We start from the raw sequence: 21,087 nt of genomic DNA, 5'->3' as shown, positions 1-21,087 counted from the left end.
ACAGAGAATATGAAAACCAAAAAGGGAGCACATGATGTGCTCCCTTTTATACTTTTCTACTTTCTTATTCGTTGACTATCCAGCTACTCTTTATAACGATTACCTTTCACCAAATGCGACACTCACATTGGTGTAGATCGGTTTCCATAAATACTGGAATACTGATTTCTCACCAGTGGTAATATCTACCTCGCCCGTCATACCTGGCAAGATAGAAAAGCTCTCAGGATTATCACGGAAATAAGGAACATCCACCGAGACGACTACTTCATAATAGATCTCGCCACGTTCGCTTTGACTTGTGGTCGGTGAAATACTCTCAACCGCCCCTTTTAGCGCCCCAAAGCGGCTGTAATCAAACGCATCAATCTTGATACGAGTCGGCTGCCCTACACTCACAAAACCAATATCTCTTGGCGACAAACGGGCTTTAAAATCGGCTTTCCCACCAACAGGAACAATTTCAACCACAGTGCCACCCGGCTGAATAACACCTCCGTTCTGTGTACTTGGCAGGCTTTGCACCAAACCTTGTAGCGGCGACACTAACATGGTGTTCGTCAATTTCGCTTGGCTTGAACGTACTCTGGCGTTCAGGGCTGACAAGTCAGAGACAGCTTTAGAACGATCATCGCTCACTTTAGCTTTCGCCTCCGCCAGAAGCTGTATGATTTTTTGATCATTACTGTCAGCTTGTCTAATCAATACAGACTTCTTACCACGAGCTTCTTCAATTTTCTGCTCAATGCTGGCCAGTTTTTGACGCATTTCAAGCACACGTAAGCGTGAAATGTTGCCCGATTTATAACCCTTTTCTAGTATGTTCAACTCTTGCTTAGTCGCATTCAACTCTTTCTCATAACTCGGCAAGGCATTTTTTACACTACGAAGCTGTTCTGCAATTTGCTCACTCTCTTTCTCAAGCACCACTCGCTTTTGAAAATAGAGTGCTTTTTGCGCATTCAACTGCGCCTTTTGTTGGCTGACGATCTCTGGGTAATCGACCTCGAATTCAGCAAGATTAGGCTCACGTTGCTCAAGCAGCGCATTCATACGTTCCACACTGGCTAGAAGCGTCACTTGTTGAGACTTGAGCTCTTCAAGGGCGGTACGCTGGAAAGTGGCATCAAACTCAACAAGCGGCTGGCCTTTCTCAACCAACTGGCCTTCTTTTACGAGAATTTGCTTTAACTTACCGCCAATCGCACTTTGTAATACTTGCTTCTCGCCTTCCGGAATCACAGCACCTTTGGCTTTGGCGATTTCATCAACTTGAGTGACGACAGACCAAGTGGCAAAAGCAATAACACATAAGGCAACCGACCATGTGGCCAGCGCCAATGTACGAGCCGTATTTTGTGATTCAACAAGTTCACCGTAGCGCTTGCCCTTCTCGATAGATTGTTTAGTCATTAGCGACTCCTTGCTTAGACTCTGATTGTTCTTGTTGGGCTGCATTTTGTTGAGCAGACGAATCTTGAGTTGACGGCTGTAGCTCTTGAGATAACGGTTGCTCAGATAACTGCGGTTCTTGAGAAGCTTGAGGTTCTGAAGACTGCTCCGGCTCTAATGGACCGGCATAAACCACTGCACCTTCATTTAATACCACAACTTTATCGGCAAGCTTGATTAAATCCGGATCGTGGGACGTGTAGATCACGGTTGCTTTTCCTTTTTTCGACTGCACAAACTCACCAAATATACGTTTAGCATTTGGGTGAGCATCCGGCACAGGATTATCCATTAAGAACATAGGGTAGTCATAAACCAGCGCTTTCGCGTCAATGAGGATCTGCGCGACGCTGCCAGACAACATGTCAAAAAGGCTGTCCGGCTGAATACTGCTGATGGAAGTATCGAGCCCACCTGATAATGTCTCGAACCAACGCTTTCCGCCCACCATTTCAATTGCAGAGATCATTTTCTGATCTTCGACTTTATGGCCGTCGTTTAGCCACTCTCGAATACTCAGCGTAAGCAAATCAGGATAAGCGGCTCGAATGAAACACCAGTGACGATAGAGCTGCGGGTCGTATTGGACGAGGTTAACGCTTTCAAGCTCGACCATGCCGTTTTGGATAGGCTGCAAGCCAGACAGCACTTCAATTAATGTTGATTTACCGCTCCCAGAAGGGCCGGTAATCGCGACAATTTCACCGGCTTCAATATCAAAACTGACACCATTCAAGGCAGGGCGACTCTGTTTGGGATAGCGCAGTGTCACTTGGTCTAATTTCAAATTAGGCGCTACCACAGGTAATGGGTGATGCTGGTAACTGAATTCACGCTCAGACGGCTGAGACAAAATACGGTTCACTTGCAGTTTGGATTGATTAAAGCTATTAAAACGCATCGCACTGTTTGCCAACACCTGAGCAGGACCCGTCACTTTAGATATCAACATCATTGAAGCAATCAAACCACCAGGGGTCATCACTTGTTCAAAAATAAGTCCTATACCTAATCCCATCACGGCGAGTGTCGACCCCACACCAATGAAGTAGTAAATCGAGGTGTACCGACTCTGGAGAACCGATTGATTAAAGGTCACTGTTGAAGCAAGAAGATTGGCCTTTTTGAAGCGTTGAATCCAGTGCTCTGCGAATCCGGCACTGCGAATAAAGGCAAGCTTGGATGACAATTCATTGGTCATATTTTGACGATTCGTGCCTGCTACCGTCGATTGCATTGAGCGCTTGTTACTTGAGCGTATCGAACGCTTAGCTAATAGGTAATAAAGAACCAAAGAAACGATAGGAACCAGTACTAACCACCCACCTAACACACCTATCGCAAGTACAAAAATTAGAATGAATGGCAGATCAAACAGCGCATTTCCTAATGGCCCTGAAAGCACACCTGAAATACGCTCCGACAACATTACTTGGTTTTGTTGACTAGAAGAGGCTGTTTGCTGATTCTGAGCATAGCTATTTCGAAGCAGACGCTGCACGAGGGATTGAGAGATCTCACGACTTACTCGGTTGGAAACTGAAGCAAACACTCGGCTACGCAATGTTCTTAACCAACCCATCATCACAAACAACAACGCCGCGCCAATGGCGATACCTTGCAGCTCATGCCCTGCATCACCGCCAATCACATGGTCATAAATTGACATCGTGATGAAAGGAACGGCAAGCGCAAATAAGTTAGTGATAAAACTGACTAGCAGTAATTTAGGAATAATGGGGCGAAATGCATGTAATCTTTCGCCAACCCAATCAGGAGAAGCCTTCTCTAATGGCGGACCATCTATAACAATACAAAACTGCGGGACATCGGTAATATCTTCATTCGCGTTAAAGGCAACAAACTGCTTCGATTCTAAATGACCGGAGATCAACTCATGTTCACCAAGAACCAGTAATACTAATTTGTGTTCACCAACTTCATCTAGGCTCGCAACCAAGCGATAAGGTAATGCAAGCCTATCGAACATAGCGAACATGTCGTCGATTGATTCAATGCCATTCTCATCAACCCATTGATGTGCGAACAACTGGATATTAGCATTAACTTCCAACTGCTTAAGAACCGAAAGGCTCTCGGTTTCTAAATGGTTCATCACCTCTTGTCGACCGCTGGTATCTGCACGGTTGTTCGTACCTGAAGGGTTACCAATATCTAAACGATTCATACGATAGCCTCCTGGTTGTTCTCGTTGTCGACCGCAATAGCTCGACTTTCCACTATAATGATTCGATTAGCCAATTCGCGAAGTTTAGAATGGTAGCTCACCATCAGTATCGTGCGTCCTGCCGTCACTTCTTCTTCCAGAACCTTAGCTAGGTTTCCAAGGGCATCTAAATCAAGTGAAGAATCCGGCCTTTCCAACATGATTATGGGTTTATCGCTTGCCAATTGAGCCGCGATATTGAGCATTTTCACGTTACCCATACTCAACAAAGAAGCACTCGTATGGCCGATTTGTGTCTCTAGTCCATCAGGTAATCGAGTAATTTCCTTGGTTAAACCCAAACGCTTTGCATAGTCACTGGCGCTTTGCGTTTTCTCAGGGTCAAAGCCACACAAGTTATCAAGAATGGTCCCCGACACCAACTGTCCTTTAACGCCACAGTAGGCAGCAATGTTGGTTACCGATGCGATTGAAACGGCAGCTCCGTTAATGAAGCACTCACCCGCTTTTAGATCATCAATACCTGCAATCGACGACAATAAATGACTGTTGGTGTGGCGATCCTCACTCTCTAACAATACCAACTCACCTTTATTCAGTGTGACATCAACATGAGAGAGTTCACCGTATCTTTCAACGGTCGCTTGCTTAATTCCCAACGTCTCAAAGTCAGATAAAGGGAGCTTAGGTTGCTCAGAATCTGAAGGCTCAGATAGTGATAAGTCACTCAACTTTTCTATTGCCTGATTAGCACTGTGTATTGAATTAAGCTTAATTCGAACTCCCACCAAAGCACTTAAAGGTGCGACGGCTCTGCCCGACAAGATAGAACATGCCGCTAATCCACCAGTAGTTAACTGCCCATCCAACACCCACAAGCTCCCCGTAATCACCAGTAAAACTGACGTCGCTAATGCGGCAAGTTGAATACACTCTTGGGCGAAGGCGTTCTGTTCTTCTTCTCTCGCTTTAGACTGAGAGCGAACATTATTGAGGGATTTAAACTGATTGAAGATTCGAGACTCAACGGCCTGACGTTTGATTCCCTGAATGGTTTGGCTCAGCAAAATCAAGAACGCTTTTCGCTCCTGCTCATCTTGAGAGGCTTCTTCACTTAAGCTTTTAACGCGAATAGAAGATAACCAAACGATTCCGAGCGTAATAAGCCAAACTGCCAAAGGTATCGCCACCAGCTCACCGCCGATGTAAGCCACTAAGCCCAAGAAGATCAATGCAAAAGGTAAATCAATAAAGCCTGCAATCACACCACCGGAATACCAATCTTTGACTTTTGATACTGAGCCCAGCCCCTCTTCCACACCGCCAACACCAATGTGGCGAAGATGGCCTGATGAAGCCGTTGTTACTCTTTCAACCAAGGTTTGATAGGTCGCTTTCTCGGTATTGCTGGCCGCGGCTGACAAAAGCCAAGTACGCACAAACCGGATTAATGCTTCCATGGCAACAGCCAACGCTGCACCCGCCAACAACAAAGTGGCAGTACCGTAACTTTGGTTAGGTAAAATACGATCATAAATTTGTAAAACCGTTAACGGAACGGCGAGAGAGAGAAGATTTATGAGTAAAGAAGGCAGTAGGACTTTTCCTACCACCTCTTTGTTTTTCATTGAACTTGCGGGCATACACAATCCTTATCCATGCTGATGAAATAAGATTGGTACACCATGTTGAGTATTGCAAGGTAACGGACTGATTTAACGTGTTTTTCAATATAACTATGACGCAGATCTTCCTACACAAATCTTCCGTTCTATTCGTGCTCTACAATCTGTTGTCATAATCCTCAATCGCCTGCTTTAACTTTGTAAAATCCGAATCACACAAGTGCTTTCTTAATGACTCAAACTTCTCTTCAGGCCAGTCGTATATTTTCATCGAAATCAGTTCTTCGATAACGGACTTGTCAAAACGGTACTTAACGACTTTCGCAGGAGAACCACCAACAATACTGTAGGGTGCGACGTCTTTTGTCACAACGCTATTCGCTGCAACCACAGCGCCTTCGCCAATCGTAACGCCGGGCATCACCATCGCTCGCATGCCTAACCACACCCCATCTTCAATGTGAGTATCGCCTTTGCCGATATAGGCGTCTTCAATCACATCCATAAATGGATACAGTGAAAACCAGTCGACTCTGTGGGTATGGTTACCGCCCATGAGAATGACCACTTCAGCCCCGATACAAACATAGTCACCGATATAGAGTTCGTCGATTTCCCAACGAGGCTCCCACTGACGACTGACTTCGTCACCATGAAGATAACGGACAACTGAACCTTCAAACCCATTGTCCCAGCAATCGCTGTAGTAACTGTGTTGACCTTTGATGTGAATGTTGGGGTTGCTGACTACTTCATGCAGCAATTCGAATTTAGACCAATGCTTGTTTTGCATTTTTACCTCTGATTAATCTTTATTAGTTAAATATCAATATATTCGACAATACAGATTCAACGTGCACAGCTTCGCTGACGTAGTAGCACTGGGTGCCCTGATACATCAATAGTGTAGTCACAGTTAAAATAATCGTAATGTCGCTAAAACTAAAGAGACGTCAGTGGATTCGAGGTTGCTTAAGAAGAGGAAGTAATTTCAAAGTTTGCTCAGTTTGTTATCGATAACTTGGTTAGATAATTTACAGGTATATTGTATCCGTTAATGCACACTCATTTGACAGAAGAATGTGATTAATAAGGTTACAAATATCATTTCGTAGAATACGGAATGAACAAGAGCCTGCGCGATTACACAGGCTCAAACTTAGACTCGCTTATAAATTTAGGCTTACGCTTGGGTCTAGGATCAGCGGTTACATGCGAGCAAGTTGTACTTTTCTGTCTTTATTCACCACGCAGAAGTTACCGCGCTTAGTACGACACTTAGAGCATCGTTCACATTCTACAGGACTTCTATCCCCCTCCTTCCAACGCTTAACTAAATGGGGTTCAGAAAGCAGAGGCCTTGAAAGCGCGAAGTATTCGATGCCCGTGTTGTTTGCAATCGCTTCGATAGCATCAAAATCCGTTAAGCCGCCAACGGTGATCACTGGAATGTCGACGTCTTGGCTGATCGCGTGACCATATTCGTGGAAGTAACCTTCCGCTTGAATGGTAAAACCATCGTGTGACTCGCCAATCATAGTATCGGCTTTACCATGAATATTACCTGACACGACAATGCCATCCACACCAATTTCTTCAAGCTTCTTACACACCAAGCGAGTTTCATCAAACGTCACGCCACCCTCAAAAAACTCAGAAGCTGTAAGCTTAACTAAGATAGGAAAATCATCACCCACCAACTTACGAGTCGCGGTATAGATCTCTAACAAAAATCTCATGCGGTTCTCAAGGCTACCACCGTATTCATCTTCACGTTGGTTGTAATAAGGGCTTAAGAACTGGTTAATTAGGTAAGTGTGAGCGGCATGAATTTCAACTCCATCAAAACCTGACTTCTGTGCTCTTAATGACGCTTGAGCAAAGGCATCAACAATGTAGTCGATCTCATCTTTGGTCATCGCTTTGCCTAGTGTTTGAGTTCCTTTTTCTGGAACCTCACTTGGTGCGTAGATTACTCGCTCGCCAAGATCATGCGTGGTTTTGGTGCCACCATAAGCCAATTGCATCACGATTTTAGAGTCGTTGTCGTGCACCAGTTGAGTCAGCTTCTGATACTCTGAAATGAATGAGTCGTTATACATACCCATCATGCCCGCATTCGGCTTTTCTTCTTCAACGATGTTCGCGTAACCCGTCACGATCAGGCCGACTTCACCTTGAGCCAACTCTTCATAGATAGCGTACAGTTTATCTGTCATATGCCCGTCTTCGGTGGCCATATTTTCCCACGTTGCACTTCTCATGAAGCGGTTCTTTAGTGTCATCTTGCCAATGTGGGTTTCTGTAAACAAAGTGCTCAAGTGTCTTCCTCTCAAAATCGTGTTACGCGAGTTACCCATCAAGCATGGGCACTGATTCAGGCGGATACTACAGAGAATAAACTAGGGAAAACTTAATCTAGATTAAGAGAGCGGCATTCTCATATGAGAAAAAGGCAGAAAGAGATCAGAAAGACAGGAATTAGAGAAGACAAAGGAAGCAAACAAAAGCCGCTTAGTTTAGCTAAACGACTTCAGGGATTTATAAGCTTATAGCTTTATAGCTTGAAGGCTTTACTAAAATTCAGACTTAACAGTGTTACCCATATTTAACCGTAGGATCAACACACTGATAGATCTGCCCAATGCTCGCTTCATTGGTTAACAAGGCTTCAATAAGGCACGCCACTTCTTGTCTGTAAATCACACCATGAACTTCGACCTGCTGGGACAGCTCACCGTTGCCAGTCTCCTCGCCGTCTAACAAGCCACCCGGACGTAAGATTGTGTAATCCAAAGAGCTCGAGGCTAACCAAGCTTCAGCTAACGTCTTTTCACGAACCGCTGCGCCAAACCCTTTTCTAGATCGCTCAGACAAATACTGCCAAGAGTCACCACAACCTAACGACGTTACCAGTACAAATCGAGCGATACCATTGGCTTCAAGCGCATCAGTCAGATGTCGGTGTCCAATGTAATCAACGGGAACATCCGCTCTGAAGCTGCCCATACTAGAAACGACCAGTGCCGATTTAAGTAATTGAGCGACCACAGCTTCAACCTGTTCTTTATCGGTAGCATCACAACGCAGTGTGGTGATACCAAGTTCAGCCAAGCGCGTGTTGTTCTCTGGGCTTCTCGCAATCGCTATCACTTGATAATCTTGTTTGTGAAAATGCTCAACAATTGCAGCACCCAATCCACTTCCTGCTCCCCATACAACGACCGTACTCATAAAAAACCTCATAATATTCATGTTGCTCTTAATACTAACGACACAATCTAATCGGTTCTTACGTTCAGACCAACAAATGAGAATAAGTCTCAGTATTATTTTTATTTTTTGCTGGATCTTACTAATCCGCTCAAAAGCACGACCACTTATCATAATTAGACATTGGTTGATTGAATTGCCCAAACATGTCTACTAAAGTAATTTTAATACAATGACTTAGTCTCGGTGGTTATGAAAAAAGAACGCATTCAATACTCTTTCGACGTGTGGTTATTTATTCCTGATGAAGACAAACTCATCATGAATGATGAAGACGTGATCATCGACAATCGCTTGTCCAAGCTACTCAACTTTTTCTGCCAAAATCCTAAGATAGTATTCTCACGAGATGAGCTGATTAATGAAGTCTGGAATGGCTCAATCTTGACAGATCAGGTGATCACGCAAGCCATTTTTGAACTGCGCAAAATACTCAAAGCGGCTGAACGACATTCCATGGGACACATCATCACCGTGCCCAAACGCGGTTATAAACTCGATGTTGATGTACACAAAACCATCTTAGTACCTGCAAGTGTCACCACAGATACCGTGTCAGTTGCAGACATGAATCATGCACCTAATGCTTTTGGTTCCTTTCCTTCAACTCAATTAGACGCACCAGATACATCGCCAGTTTTGGATGAGGATAAAAAACAACAAGTCGTACCAAAAGCAGAATCGGTTACTGGTGAGAACCTAATAAGCGATCAAGGCTCAGAGGCCAAAACCGTACTCGAAGAATCTGAAGAGAGTTCAATCGATGCAACCTCAAAAAAACCTGCTTCACAAGAGCCTGTTCAGCCTGTTGATCCGCAACCTAGCGCTTCGAGACCTAGCGATTCGAGCTATGTCGCTCCAAGCCATACCGATTCGAGTACAGCACAGTTCATTCAACAGTCACCTGTAAATAAAACAGCAAACGACAAACAAGCGCCTATAGCAGCCAATAAACCTCAGAAAAGAACGTCTCGTGCTGTGATGTTTGGGGGCGCTATAGTTATTGCGCTTGGACTTATTTGGTGGACGTTAAAACCGACCAGCCCTACATCGGACGCCTTCGATTTGAGCAGTTTAAATACCGCCGCTAATGAATCAAACCAACCACTCGCTGACTCCAATCAATCAACGGAACAAAATCGTCTTAATCAAACAGCAGACAGCCAAAATCTAGATGCCCACAAAGCACACGAATCTGTGCACTACTTGTCTTTAGAGCCTAGATACATCTACGTAAGTATCGATGACAACTTGAAGACGGATGCCTTTAAGCGTGGGATCATCCATAAATTAATGAGCTACTTGACCACCTATCGCGATTTTCGTGTCGTAATCGATGAAACCTTGGTGCCAAATTCAGCCAACGTGATCAGTTTCAAGAGTGAAATTGATGGTGATAGAGAATACCTTGATATCACCTACTTCAACCGAATTTCTAACTTCAGACACCTAGGTCGAGATTACCTGATTGACCCAGCTTCACTCCACACGACCATGCGTTCAATGCTCGATGACCTGTTGGATTCATTTAGTTTGGATATTCAAAAATCGATATTAAAGCAACAAATCTCTGAGTTACCCAAACAAGAAGAAGCCTTAAAGCTCACCCTTGAAGCGCTCGGACTCACCTTCATGACATTAGACAGAACCGACACATTGTCTAAGATCGCCCAAGCCAATGAGCTAGAACCCGACAACCACTTCGTTATGTCGAACCGTTACATGTATGAGCTTGCCGACATTTTTATAATGAGATCGAAGAATAAGAATAAGCAGGTTGAAGCGCTCAATAAGAAATTCAAAAAACAGTTACTAAATGCTCAGAACAATGCTAACTCTTATCGAGTCTATGACGCGTTAGCAGCCTACTTCCTCACTGAAGATAACCCTGACCAAGCCGAATACTATCTGAGCTTGATCCCGAGGAATGAATACAGTGTGATGTCTATGATTATCTTGGCAAAAATTGAAGAATCTCAAGGCAACCCTTCAATGGCGGAAGAGTATTACTATGAAGCGATATTAGAATCTGGCCACCCTGTAGTTTTGAAAGTAGCTCAAACACTGTTTTTCAAAAGTAACATCACCGAGATTGAATCCAAATTGGGTATCAAGCATTGATGAGTTTATAATTCTCGATCATTAAGAAGCACACAGCCCATACAGGCGATGTGCTTCTTGTGAGCTAAATACTAGTGAATAAAATAACAAACTGGATAACGGACTAAACTTCTTGCTCTTGCCCGCGGTGATCCGCAGCCAAGTAGGTGTATATCGTTGGTACAACGAACAGAGTGAATAATGTGCCCACCGACATACCAACCGTGATGACCAAACCAATCGAGAAACGGCTTTGAGCACCAGCTCCGCTTGCAATGAGCAGCGGTACGACACCGACAACCATCGCAGCTGTGGTCATCAATACCGGTCTCATTCGAACAGTCGCTGAACGAATAGCGGCCTCGCGTCGGCTACATTTCAATTCCTGTTGCATTTGGTTTGCAAACTCCACAATCAGAATACCGTGCTTACTGATTAAGCCTATCAAGGTCACCAGCCCTACTTCGGTGTATATGTTGAGCGTATCAATGCCTAAATACAGTGGCATCAGAGCACCAAAGATAGACAATGGCACACTGGTTAATACCACTAGTGGGTCTCGCAAACTTTCAAATTGAGCAGCCAGAACCAAGTAAATAATCACAAGAGCAAGGAAGAACGTCGTAACCAGTGAAGAGCCTTCTTGTAGGAACTGTCTCAATTGGCCTGAAGTATCCGTCGTATAAGATTTAGGCAATATCTTCGCTGCCCCTTCTTCCATCACTTTATAGGCTTCACCGATACTGATTCCCGGCATCATTTTCGCTTCAATCATGGCGCTATTAAGCTGTTGAAACTGATCCACTTTCGATGGCTGTACTGATTGGCTAATTTCAATCAATGACGCCAGCGGGACCATCTCATTGGTGTTAGAGCGTACGTGGTAGCTCTTCAGATCATCCCAAGAGTTACGGTTCTCGTTAGGTACCTGAGTGATAACTTGATAGCTGCGCTGATCCATCGAGAAGTAATTCACGAAGCCTTCACTGATAAAGCGAGACAACACGGTACCGATGTCTTGTGCGTTCACGTTCATCTGAGCCGCTTTATCGCGGTCGATGCGAATCTCTACCTGTGGCTTATTAAAATTCAGGTCGTTTTGCACATAGATGAACTTGCCACTCTTCTGTGCGTACTCTTTCAGTTTTTCAGCGTACTGATAGAGATCCTGATAAGAACCCGTTGGCGTTTTCAGAACCATTTGGAATGGCAGACCTTGCGGCGTGCCTGGCAAATCCGGTGGAGAGAAGGTATACACCTGCAAACCCGGTAATACAGAACTCTCTTTTTCGAAACGTTGCATTACCTCTTTTGCCGTTGCGTCACGTGAATCCCAATCTTTCAATACACCCAAACCAAAGAACGCATTGTTGTTCATGTAACCGTTATCTAGCATGGTCATTTCGACTTCATCGTTCTTGCTGATAGAGTCAATCAGAGCCGGAGTAAAGTGGCGAATGTAATCGGTATTCGCTTGTGCAGGACCTTGTCCCATCACAATCATCACGCCTTGATCTTCTTCAGGTGCCAGTTCAGATGAAGTATTCATAAACATGAACACCAGACTGATCAGCAACGTTCCTACCACAGGCCAAATATAAACACGGTTATTCAACACATGTTCGAGCACTTTACGATAGCGCTCTGTTACGCCTTCAATTACCGCATCGATTTTCTTAACCAGTTTTCCGTCGAGAACCGATTTATTAAGCAGTTTTGAACACATCATCGGCGTTAGCGTTAAGGCGATGAAACCCGAAATTAGTACTGAACCCGCCAAAGTGAATGCGAACTCAGTAAACAACTTACCGGTGAGTCCACCCATGAAACCAATCGGCGCATACACTGCGGCCAATGTAATGGTCATCGCAATAACCGAGCCTGCAATTTCACGAGCACTGTCTATTGCTGCCTTAATTGGGCTAGTGCCGTCTTCTAAGTGGCGAAAGGTGTTTTCTACAACAACGATGGCATCATCAACCACCAGTGATATTGCTAATACCATGGCAAGCAGCGTCAACAGGTTAATACTGAAGCCCATGCTCAACATGAAGAACATAGAGCCAATCAATGACAAAGGAATCGTTACAAGTGGTATCAACATCGCTCGCATTGAGCCCAAAAAGGCGAAGATAACGATGACAACGATCAGTGCGGCTTCGATTAAGGTTTTCGCTACTTCATCAATTGAGGTTTCGATAAACTTAGTCGAGTCATAGATTACATCCGCTTTAATACCTTCAGGTAAGCCTGCTTGGATCTGTGGAAGCAATTCGTAAATGCCTTCAACAACGGTCAATGGATTAGATGTTGCCGTATTGCTGATCGCCGTTGATACGGTAGTCACACCATTGAACTCAACGTCTGAGTCATAGTTTGCTGCGCCTAGTTCAACCGTCGCCACATCTTTTAAGTGCACCAGTTGCCCGTCATGCGCTTTCAAAGCCATGTTCTTGAAATCGTCTACCGAACTTGAATCGGTATGGGCGTTAATATCAACTTCGATATAAGGGTTTTGCAACTTGCCCGCCGCACTCACAATGTTATTTGCACGAAGCGCGTTTTGAACATCTTCAGCCGTCAGACCATATGAAGCCAGTCGTTGAGGGTTCAGCCAGATTCGCATTGCAAAATCTTCTTGCCCCAATATGTCGACCTTTGACACCCCCTCAACAGTAGAGAAAGTCGGCTTAACTACGCGGCTCACATAGTCCGAGACTTGCTCCGTCTTCAATGTGTCACTCGAAAATGAAACATATAAGATCGGAGATTGAGACGTCGATTTAAGAATACTCGGGTCCAATACACCCGACGGCAGCTTATATTTCACTTGCTGCACGAGAGACAAAATTTCGGTCAAAGCACTATCAGACGGGTACCCTAGCTTCAAATAAACCGTGATAACCGACTTACCCAGAGCACTATCCGATGTCATGTAATCAATGCCCGCTGTTTGAGCAATTTCTGCCTGCAGTGGCTGCGTCACATACCCTTGAACGCTGGATGCACTGGCACCTGGATAACTCGTTGTAATGGTAATAACGCCTGTTTCAATTTCTGGATATTGACGCACTTGCAGTGAGGTGAAGGCTTTAAGGCCTAACACCAACAGTACAAGGCTTAATACCGTAGCCAAAACTGGACGTTTGATAAATACATCAGTAAATGTCATGGGAGTTTCCTAGTTATTTTGCTTAGTACTTTTGTCAGTAATCAACGGATGTTGGTTATTAACCAGAACCCATCCACTATTCTTGAGTTGGTGTTGGTTTGAAGTCACAACCACATCCCCTGCTTTCAAGCCCGAAACCACACCAACATAACCGCCTTGTTTGGGGCCGACTTCAACAGTGCGCTGCACAACCTTGTACTCGTAAAATGGTGATGCATCGTTGCTCGAATGTTCACTGGCCTTTTTAGTGGACGTATCCAACACAAACACGGTGTTCCCATACAAGGTGTAACTGATCGCAACAGAAGGTACCGCCACGATAGTGTCCGATTCTGATGTGATTAACGTAGCGTCGACATACATACCCGCCTCTAACGGCACGGCTTGGTTAGCCATGGCTCTCAATTCGATATTGTGCGTGTTGCTGTCTGAGCTCGGTTCAATGGCAGAAATAGTGCCGTGAAAGACTTCGTCGTTCGTTGCTTCTGAATTAAACTGTAAATCTTGCCCTACCTTCACATCGTGTAAATAAAGCTCTGGAATAGAGAAATCGACATACTGCTTTGATTTGTCTTCCAGCTCGACAATTGCTGTGCTTGAATTAATAAAGTCACCCACATCGATATGACGAATCCCAACGCTGCCAGAAAAAGGCGCTTTCACTTTCATGTAGTCGATTTGCGTAGCAATATATTCCAGCTTTGCACCTTCAGCATTAAATTGAGCTTGTAGCTTATCAACCGAATTTTTTGAAACACTGTTATTTATAAGGAGCAATTTATTTCTCATCAATTCGACTCTTACCAATTCAACTTTGGATAGCTGGCTCTTATAGTTGGATTTCAATAACGCATCATCCAATTTAACAAGAACATCACCTTTATTTACTTTCTGACCTGAAGTAAAGAGAATCTCTTTTACTTGGCCTGACATTTGGCTCGTCACATCAATAGATTGCTTAGAATGAATGTTACCAATGACTTTTAAACTTTTATCCCAAGTATCTTGGTTTACTTTTTCCGTTGTTACAGATATAGATGGCAATTTAAAATTAGCGACCTTCTCTTTGATCATTTCACCTTTTACATAATGAAAACCAAATACAAAAGACAGTAATATAAAAAGAGCTGACCCGACGATAACGCCTTTATACTTACTCATGTGTTCACCTTGTTTTTTAAGTCTGGTCATTCTACCTATCGACACTGCCAATAAATCAAACTCATATAACATCCACCCAATCTTATATAAAATAAAAATCAAACTTTAAAAATCAAACACTTATAATTAAAACATCAATCGAAACTCAATTTTTGTTTTATTGCTATTTTATTTGAACATGATTTATCTATTTTCTCGATCGATATAATTCTCATCGTTCCTTAAACAAATAAACGAGTTAACTATGTCGAATCAAATTAACAATACTAAAGTCGCTATTAAAGAAAAGATGAAACGTATATATGGAGAAGATGTTACCCATAAACATAATAAAGACCATTTAGAATATAGAGAGCATCAACCTTCTCATTCTGGTCAACATGGTGGCGCCCCAGAAGGTCATAAGCATTTAGTCAATCACCATTCTGATGGTCATCATGATAAACATCACAAAGATAAAATTCATGACCATAAAAAATCATCGCGACTGCATCATAAAAAGTAGAAGACTGGATGAAGTCCAGATTATTAAAAATAAAGCATTAAATCAGTTCTTCCACAAAATATGAATTAATGCTTAATCAAACGTTAAACCAAATTAAAAAATGAAATAGCAAGTCAATGATGATGCTATTTCATTCAAGGATTACTATGTCATTTATTATTGAACAACTTAGAGACTATCCGTTTATAGCGCTCTTTTTATCACTCGGTCTCGGTTACTTAATCGGTAAAATTAAAATCGGTAAGTTTGAATTAGGTGGAATTGCAGGTTCACTGCTTGTTGCTGTAGCACTTGGCCAGATCGGCGGTATCGCGATTTCTAACGAAGTAAAAAGCATCTTCTTTGCTTTATTTATTTTTATGGTGGGTTACAACGGCGGTCCGCAGTTTTTCTCGTCATTCCGCCTTTCATCGCTAACACGCTTATTCGCTTCGTTTGTGATGACGTTTGTAGGATTAATCACGGTTGTATTGCTCTCTAAATGGGCAGGACTAGATAAAGGTTTAGCGGCGGGCCTTGCGGCTGGTGGCTTAACACAATCGGCAATCATAGGTACTGCAGGTAATGCTATCGATCAGTTGAACCTGGCGCCAGATGTCACCTCAACGCTTAAAACAAACGTGGCTGTGGGTTACTCAATCACCTATATCTTCGGCTCTCTTGGTCCGATTCTAATGATGTCACTCATTCCAATGGTAATGGGTTGGAACATAACCAAAGAAGCGAAGAAGCTTGCGGAAAAAATGGGCGCTGGCAGCAAGCAACTAAACGAGGGTGAATTCTCTGCATTGAACCGCGTATCTTCTCGTGCTTATCAAGTGACCGCGAACTCTATGTTTGTTGGGAAAAGTGTTGTCGAGTTAGAAGAAGCATTCGATGCTGACCTCACAATTGAAGCTATTTACCGCTCACACCAAGACACAGAATCAACGTTAGATTTGGCGAAGAACCCTATTTTAGCGGCGGGTGACAAAGTTTACCTTACTGGTCTGACTCAGGCATTTCCTAAAGTGACCTCATTGGGTATCGAACTCGGTGAATTTAGTGAAAAAAGCAATGTTGTCCAAACACAACAGAAGGTCGTACTCACGAATAAGAAACTAGCGGGTATTACGCTACGTAAGCTTCACGATGAAACGAACGCACGTATTCGTCGTGGTGTTTATATCACTCAGCTATCACGCATGGGCCATGATATTTCGACATTGCCAGAAACTGAACTGCACATTGGTGACGAAATCACCTTAGTTGGACAAAAAGAAGACATAACTAAAGTCATCAAAAAAATTGGTTACAACAGCCCACTGCCTAGTGTTACTGACTTCGTAACAATGTCTTTCGGCATGGTGCTTGGCTATCTGATTGGCGAGATTGGTTTCACTATCGGTGGTTCTCATATCGCTCTAGGTTCAGGTTTAGGTTGTCTGGTTTCCGGCCTACTTGTGGGCTACCTAAGAATGCGTACACCTCGTTTAGGCAGTGTTAACCACGGCGCAGCCAACTTTATGCAGACATTCGGCCTTGCAGTATTTGTTGCGGTTGTTGGTATTAATGCAGGCGCTCCAGCGCTGACGGCAATCAAAGAGAATGGCATAACGCTATTACTACTCGGTGTATTGGTGACTCTGATTCCTCAAATACTGACGTTCCTATTTAACTACTACGTACTCAAAATCAAAAACCCAGTGGAAGCACTTGCTGTTGTCGCGGGTAGCCGCAGTGCAAACCCTGCATTCGCATCGCTACTAGAAAAAACACAGAACAGCACACCAGTACCGAGTTTCACGATGACTTATGCGGTTGCCAATATCTTCCTCACCTTATGGGGTCCGATCATCATCAACCTAATTACCAAAATCTCGTAATCAACACCGAATCAGCCAATTGATGATTCAACTTATTAATTAACGATTTAACACAGTAGCTAGCCAAGCAGGCTAGCTGCTCAAAGAAATTAACTCATTTATATATCCAAAAAACTTGGATCTTAAACAAATTTAAAGAGAAACGACTATGAAACGCACAGATGAAAAACGCCTAGAAACACTAAGCCCATTCGAAGTAAAAAACACACTGATCGACCTTGCTCAACATTCACATGAAAAAACCATGATCAACGCTGGTCGTGGTAACCCAAACTGGGTCGCGACAGCGCCACGTGAAGCCTTTTTCCAATTAGGTATGTTTGCACTAGAAGAATCAAAATCGAATTTCTCAGGATATGAAGGCTTTGGTGGAATGGGAGTTCAACAAGATATTAGCCTGCGCTTTCTTCAGTTTTGTGAAAAATACGAAGACCAAGAAGGTGTGCAATTCCTCATTGAAGCCTTCCAGTTTATTACGGATCAATATCAGGTAGACGGTGATGCGCTTATTTATGAATGGGTTGAGGGGATTCTAGGTAACAACTACCCAGTGCCTGATCGCATGCTCAAATATTCAGAACTTATTGCTCGCAAATACATTGAGCAAGAAATGGCGGGCTCACAGCCATTACCTGCAGGAAAGTTTGACTTGTTCGCCGTTGAGGGTGGCACAGCGGCCATGGTTTACATCTTTAACACGCTAAAGAGCAACCGACTATTGAACCCTGGTGACACCATCGCGATTGGTACTCCGATTTTCACTCCGTATATCGAAATGCCCGAGCTAGAAGATTACGCGCTCAACAAAGTAGAAATCATGGCGGATGAAGCGTCTGCGTGGCAAATTCCAGACTCTGAATTAGAAAAACTGAACGATCCAAGTGTTAAAGCGTTCTTCCTCGTTAACCCAAGCAACCCTGCTTCGGTTCGATTAAGCGATGAGACACTCTATAAGATTGCAGAGGTTGCTAACCGTCGCCCTGACCTAATCCTTCTTACTGATGATGTTTATGGCACTTTCGCTGATAACTTCACATCATTAGCAATGCTGGCTCCGAAGAACACTATTCTAGTGTATTCATACTCTAAGTACTTTGGTGCAACAGGCTGGCGTTTAGGCGTGATTGGCGTACATGAAGACAACAACTTCGACCGTATGATTGCTGATCTTCCAGAGGAAACCAGAGGCACACTAACGGCAAGATACCAAGGCATTGCACTTGAGCCGAGTAAGATTAAGTTCATTGATCGTTTAGTGGCAGACAGCCGTGCAGTAGCACTGAACCATACGGCCGGTCTTTCAACACCTCAGCAGATTCAGATGACAATGTTCTCGCTACTGTCTTTGATGAAGGATGGTGAAGAATACAAACGACTCGCGAAACAAATTGTGCGTCGTCGCTACCACACTCTAATGCAGAATAACTTAGCCGCGCCAATCGTTGCTGAAGGCGATCAAACCGGTGCATTCTATTACGTGGAGATTGATCTGAAAGAGATTGCTCAAACGATTCATAGCAACGATTTCTTCGCATGGTTAGAAGAAACGTATGAGCCGCTTGATTTCTTGGTACGCCTTGCAGAAGAACATGGTGTGATTGTGATGCCTGGGGCAGGTTTTGATGCGCCAACGTGGTCTCTGCGTGTGTCTCTCGCGAATCTAGAGGAAGCACAATACGCAAATATCACCAAAGCGATGAACGCGGTAATGCAAAGCTATGTTGAACGTTACGAAGCGGCTTGCTAACACGACCTCAACACTAGAAAGCTCATAGAAGAGCGATAAGTTCTGAGTGTAGATTCACTAAATTAGTGAGCCTACACTCAGTTCTTTTTATCTAAGACGATATGTTAGAAAAGCTATTTGAACTCATAGGTATAAGAAGCGCCAACACTGTTATTTTCACCGAAGTCATCCTCAGCAAAAATAGTGAAGAAGTTGAATGATTGAGCATCACTCAACTTGTAGCTAGCACCGACGCCTGCCCAATACCCTGAATAATCATCAGACCCCATTGAACCGCCACCGAAGCCCATGATAGACCATTCATCAGTAATCGTTTTTAAACCAAACGCACCAATGTAGCCACCGTGTGTTGAGCTCGGCATCAACACATAGTCAGAACCAACGTTATCATCATCGAAAACAGCTACTTCGCCGTCATTATAGCTGTAACCAGCCATAGGGAAGATTTGCCAACCGAACGGCTCAATATCGAAATAGCTCAGTGGTATAAATGTGCCAATACTGTAGTTGTTCTTATAAGCATCGTTGTCATATTCAGAACGGCTAAAGTTGAAGTTCACAATACCCATAGGCAACAGCCATGAACCGCCTAATCGCCACTCTTCACCGTCGGCATTGACACGAGCATTGATCATTCGCGCTTCATCTAAACCAATAGAGCCTGAAAACTGCAAATCTTCGTTATAAGCAACGCCAGCTTTTGTCACGATTTTAGTCGGATCATCAGGGTGCTTCTCTTCAGCCAAAGCATCCATCGATCCGAACGTTGCCACAGCAACAAGTAATAGATTACGTAATGTCATTAGAAGGTCGCACTAACGCCAACAAAGTGGATACGGCCGTCGAACGAACCATCAACCATTAGACGATCCATTTCAACCGAACCCAAGTCAGCGTATTCGTAGAACACGTCGATCAAGATATCATCCCAATACGTTGAAGCACCTACTGAGTAGCGATACTGTTCGCCAACAGGGAGGTCAACCCATTGCATTGACGGATCATCTTGTGGCGAGGTCTCGTAAGAGAAGCCCGCTTTTAAACGCCAGTCTGAATTCAATTGATAATCAGCACCAACCGCAAATTTCCAAACATCATCCCAGTCACGCTTGATTGGAATTCCGCCTGTAGGGTCACCACCAACTGATGCACCAAAGTCTAGTACTGTCTCGTCCCACGCGCTCCAACGATGGAACTGAATACTTGCCAATAGGTCAAGTTGTTGGTTCAAGGCATAACTAGCACTGACATCGACAATCTCAGGTAACGCAATATCCGTAGATAAAGAACGATTGCTACCAGGTAATGGGCCTTTTAACTCATTCTTAAACTCATGTTCTAGTTTCGAGCGGTAGCTGGCACCCAACTTAAGTTTATCCGTTGGTGTATACATCACACCAAGGTTATATCCATAGGTCCAATCGGTATCTTGTTTAGCTGTAAACCCAGAAGTTGACTGCTCAAATGCTGCCCAGCTCAATTGCACACCCGCGCCTACTGACCACTGGTCATTCAGCTTATAACTCAGTGATGGATTCACTTGCATTGCTGTGAGAGTGATATCTTCTAGAAGTGCAGCACCCGCCCAATCACTGCCATAATCGAGGCTTGAACCGCCAACAGCACCAAGCGCAATACCAAAGTGTAGTTTGTCTGTGACTTGATGAGCATGAAAGGCACCAAATGAGGGAAGAACTGAGTGCCCTTTTCCATCATCGCTAGAATCTTGGTTATCTTGATATTTCATCTCAAGATCAAACGCCATAGTATTAATGGTAGTCTTGCTTTCGCCCATGTGTGACATGGTGGCTGGGTTGGTCCACATCGCCGCAGCCGAACGAGTGTAAACACCATCACCGGCACCAGTAGTACCGGCATTGGCGACAACAGCTTCTTGCAAAAACAAACCACTTGCGAAAGCATTTAAGCTTGTAAAAATTGCGGTGGCAGCTAGCGAGTAAGTAAAAGTTTTGTTCATCAGATTGCTCATTTAGCCTTA

The 21,087-nt window shown here is 43.8% G+C and carries 14 protein-coding genes; 4 read left to right on the top strand and 10 right to left on the bottom strand.

What is annotated here, in order from left to right; genetic code table 11:
- Positions 1-99 precede the first annotated feature (99 nt).
- From DUN60_RS19670 to DUN60_RS19645, 6 genes are all read right to left on the bottom strand, one after another.
- Positions 100-1,413, bottom strand: a complete 1,314-nt coding sequence (locus tag DUN60_RS19670) for an HlyD family type I secretion periplasmic adaptor subunit (protein ID WP_114635171.1) — start codon at positions 1,411-1,413, stop codon at positions 100-102.
- Positions 1,406-3,640, bottom strand: coding sequence for a peptidase domain-containing ABC transporter (locus DUN60_RS19665; RefSeq protein WP_114635169.1), 2,235 nt, complete (start codon positions 3,638-3,640; stop codon positions 1,406-1,408). Before DUN60_RS19665 ends, DUN60_RS19670 begins: the two co-directional genes overlap by 8 nt.
- Positions 3,637-5,283, bottom strand: coding sequence for an ABC transporter transmembrane domain-containing protein (locus DUN60_RS19660; RefSeq protein WP_114635166.1), 1,647 nt, complete (start codon positions 5,281-5,283; stop codon positions 3,637-3,639). The genes DUN60_RS19665 and DUN60_RS19660 overlap by 4 nt, the downstream gene beginning before the upstream one ends.
- Before the next feature lie 139 nt (positions 5,284-5,422).
- Positions 5,423-6,058, bottom strand: a complete 636-nt coding sequence (locus DUN60_RS19655; protein ID WP_114635164.1) for a CatB-related O-acetyltransferase — start codon at positions 6,056-6,058, stop codon at positions 5,423-5,425.
- 415 nt (positions 6,059-6,473) lie between these two features.
- On the bottom strand, positions 6,474-7,586 hold the full coding sequence (locus tag DUN60_RS19650; RefSeq protein WP_114635162.1) for an NADH:flavin oxidoreductase: 1,113 nt from the start codon (positions 7,584-7,586) through the stop codon (positions 6,474-6,476).
- Positions 7,587-7,863: 277 nt separating this feature from the next.
- A complete protein-coding gene (locus DUN60_RS19645; RefSeq protein WP_114635160.1) occupies positions 7,864-8,499 on the bottom strand; it encodes an SDR family oxidoreductase in 636 nt (211 codons plus the stop codon).
- Positions 8,500-8,730: 231 nt separating this feature from the next.
- Between DUN60_RS19645 and DUN60_RS19640 the strand changes: the two genes are divergently transcribed.
- Positions 8,731-10,659, top strand: a complete 1,929-nt coding sequence (locus DUN60_RS19640; RefSeq protein WP_114635158.1) for a winged helix-turn-helix domain-containing protein — start codon at positions 8,731-8,733, stop codon at positions 10,657-10,659.
- A gap of 103 nt (positions 10,660-10,762) precedes the next feature.
- Here the strand turns inward: DUN60_RS19640 and DUN60_RS19635 are convergent, their stop codons facing one another.
- Together DUN60_RS19635 and DUN60_RS19630 are read right to left on the bottom strand one after the other, a co-directional pair.
- The gene (locus tag DUN60_RS19635) at positions 10,763-13,810 is read right to left on the bottom strand and encodes an efflux RND transporter permease subunit (RefSeq protein ID WP_114635156.1); all 3,048 of its coding nucleotides are present in this window, start codon (positions 13,808-13,810) and stop codon (positions 10,763-10,765) included.
- A 9-nt stretch (positions 13,811-13,819) separates the two neighbouring features.
- Positions 13,820-14,971, bottom strand: coding sequence for an efflux RND transporter periplasmic adaptor subunit (locus DUN60_RS19630; RefSeq protein ID WP_244212245.1), 1,152 nt, complete (start codon positions 14,969-14,971; stop codon positions 13,820-13,822).
- A gap of 244 nt (positions 14,972-15,215) precedes the next feature.
- On the opposite strand from DUN60_RS19630, the gene DUN60_RS19625 reads away from it, so the two are divergent.
- The 3 genes from DUN60_RS19625 to DUN60_RS19615 all read left to right on the top strand — a co-directional run bounded on the left by DUN60_RS19625 (position 15,216) and on the right by DUN60_RS19615 (position 19,088).
- Positions 15,216-15,476, top strand: a complete 261-nt coding sequence (locus tag DUN60_RS19625) for a hypothetical protein (RefSeq protein WP_114635152.1) — start codon at positions 15,216-15,218, stop codon at positions 15,474-15,476.
- A gap of 146 nt (positions 15,477-15,622) precedes the next feature.
- A complete protein-coding gene (gene aspT, locus DUN60_RS19620) occupies positions 15,623-17,341 on the top strand; it encodes an aspartate-alanine antiporter (RefSeq protein ID WP_114635150.1) in 1,719 nt (572 codons plus the stop codon).
- A gap of 148 nt (positions 17,342-17,489) precedes the next feature.
- Positions 17,490-19,088, top strand: a complete 1,599-nt coding sequence (locus DUN60_RS19615) for a bifunctional aspartate transaminase/aspartate 4-decarboxylase (protein ID WP_114635148.1) — start codon at positions 17,490-17,492, stop codon at positions 19,086-19,088.
- 113 nt (positions 19,089-19,201) lie between these two features.
- On the opposite strand, the gene DUN60_RS19610 is transcribed toward DUN60_RS19615, so the two are convergent.
- Together DUN60_RS19610 and DUN60_RS19605 are read right to left on the bottom strand one after the other, a co-directional pair.
- A complete protein-coding gene (locus DUN60_RS19610; protein ID WP_114635146.1) occupies positions 19,202-19,891 on the bottom strand; it encodes a hypothetical protein in 690 nt (229 codons plus the stop codon).
- Positions 19,891-21,066: an OmpP1/FadL family transporter gene (locus DUN60_RS19605; RefSeq protein ID WP_114635144.1), complete on the bottom strand. Its 1,176-nt coding sequence runs from the start codon at positions 21,064-21,066 to the stop codon at positions 19,891-19,893. Before DUN60_RS19605 ends, DUN60_RS19610 begins: the two co-directional genes overlap by 1 nt.
- Positions 21,067-21,087 lie beyond the last annotated feature (21 nt).

The organism is Vibrio splendidus, from assembly GCF_003345295.1.
Lineage (GTDB): Bacteria > Pseudomonadota > Gammaproteobacteria > Enterobacterales > Vibrionaceae > Vibrio > Vibrio splendidus_K.
This window is presented reverse-complemented; position numbering and strand designations above follow the sequence as displayed.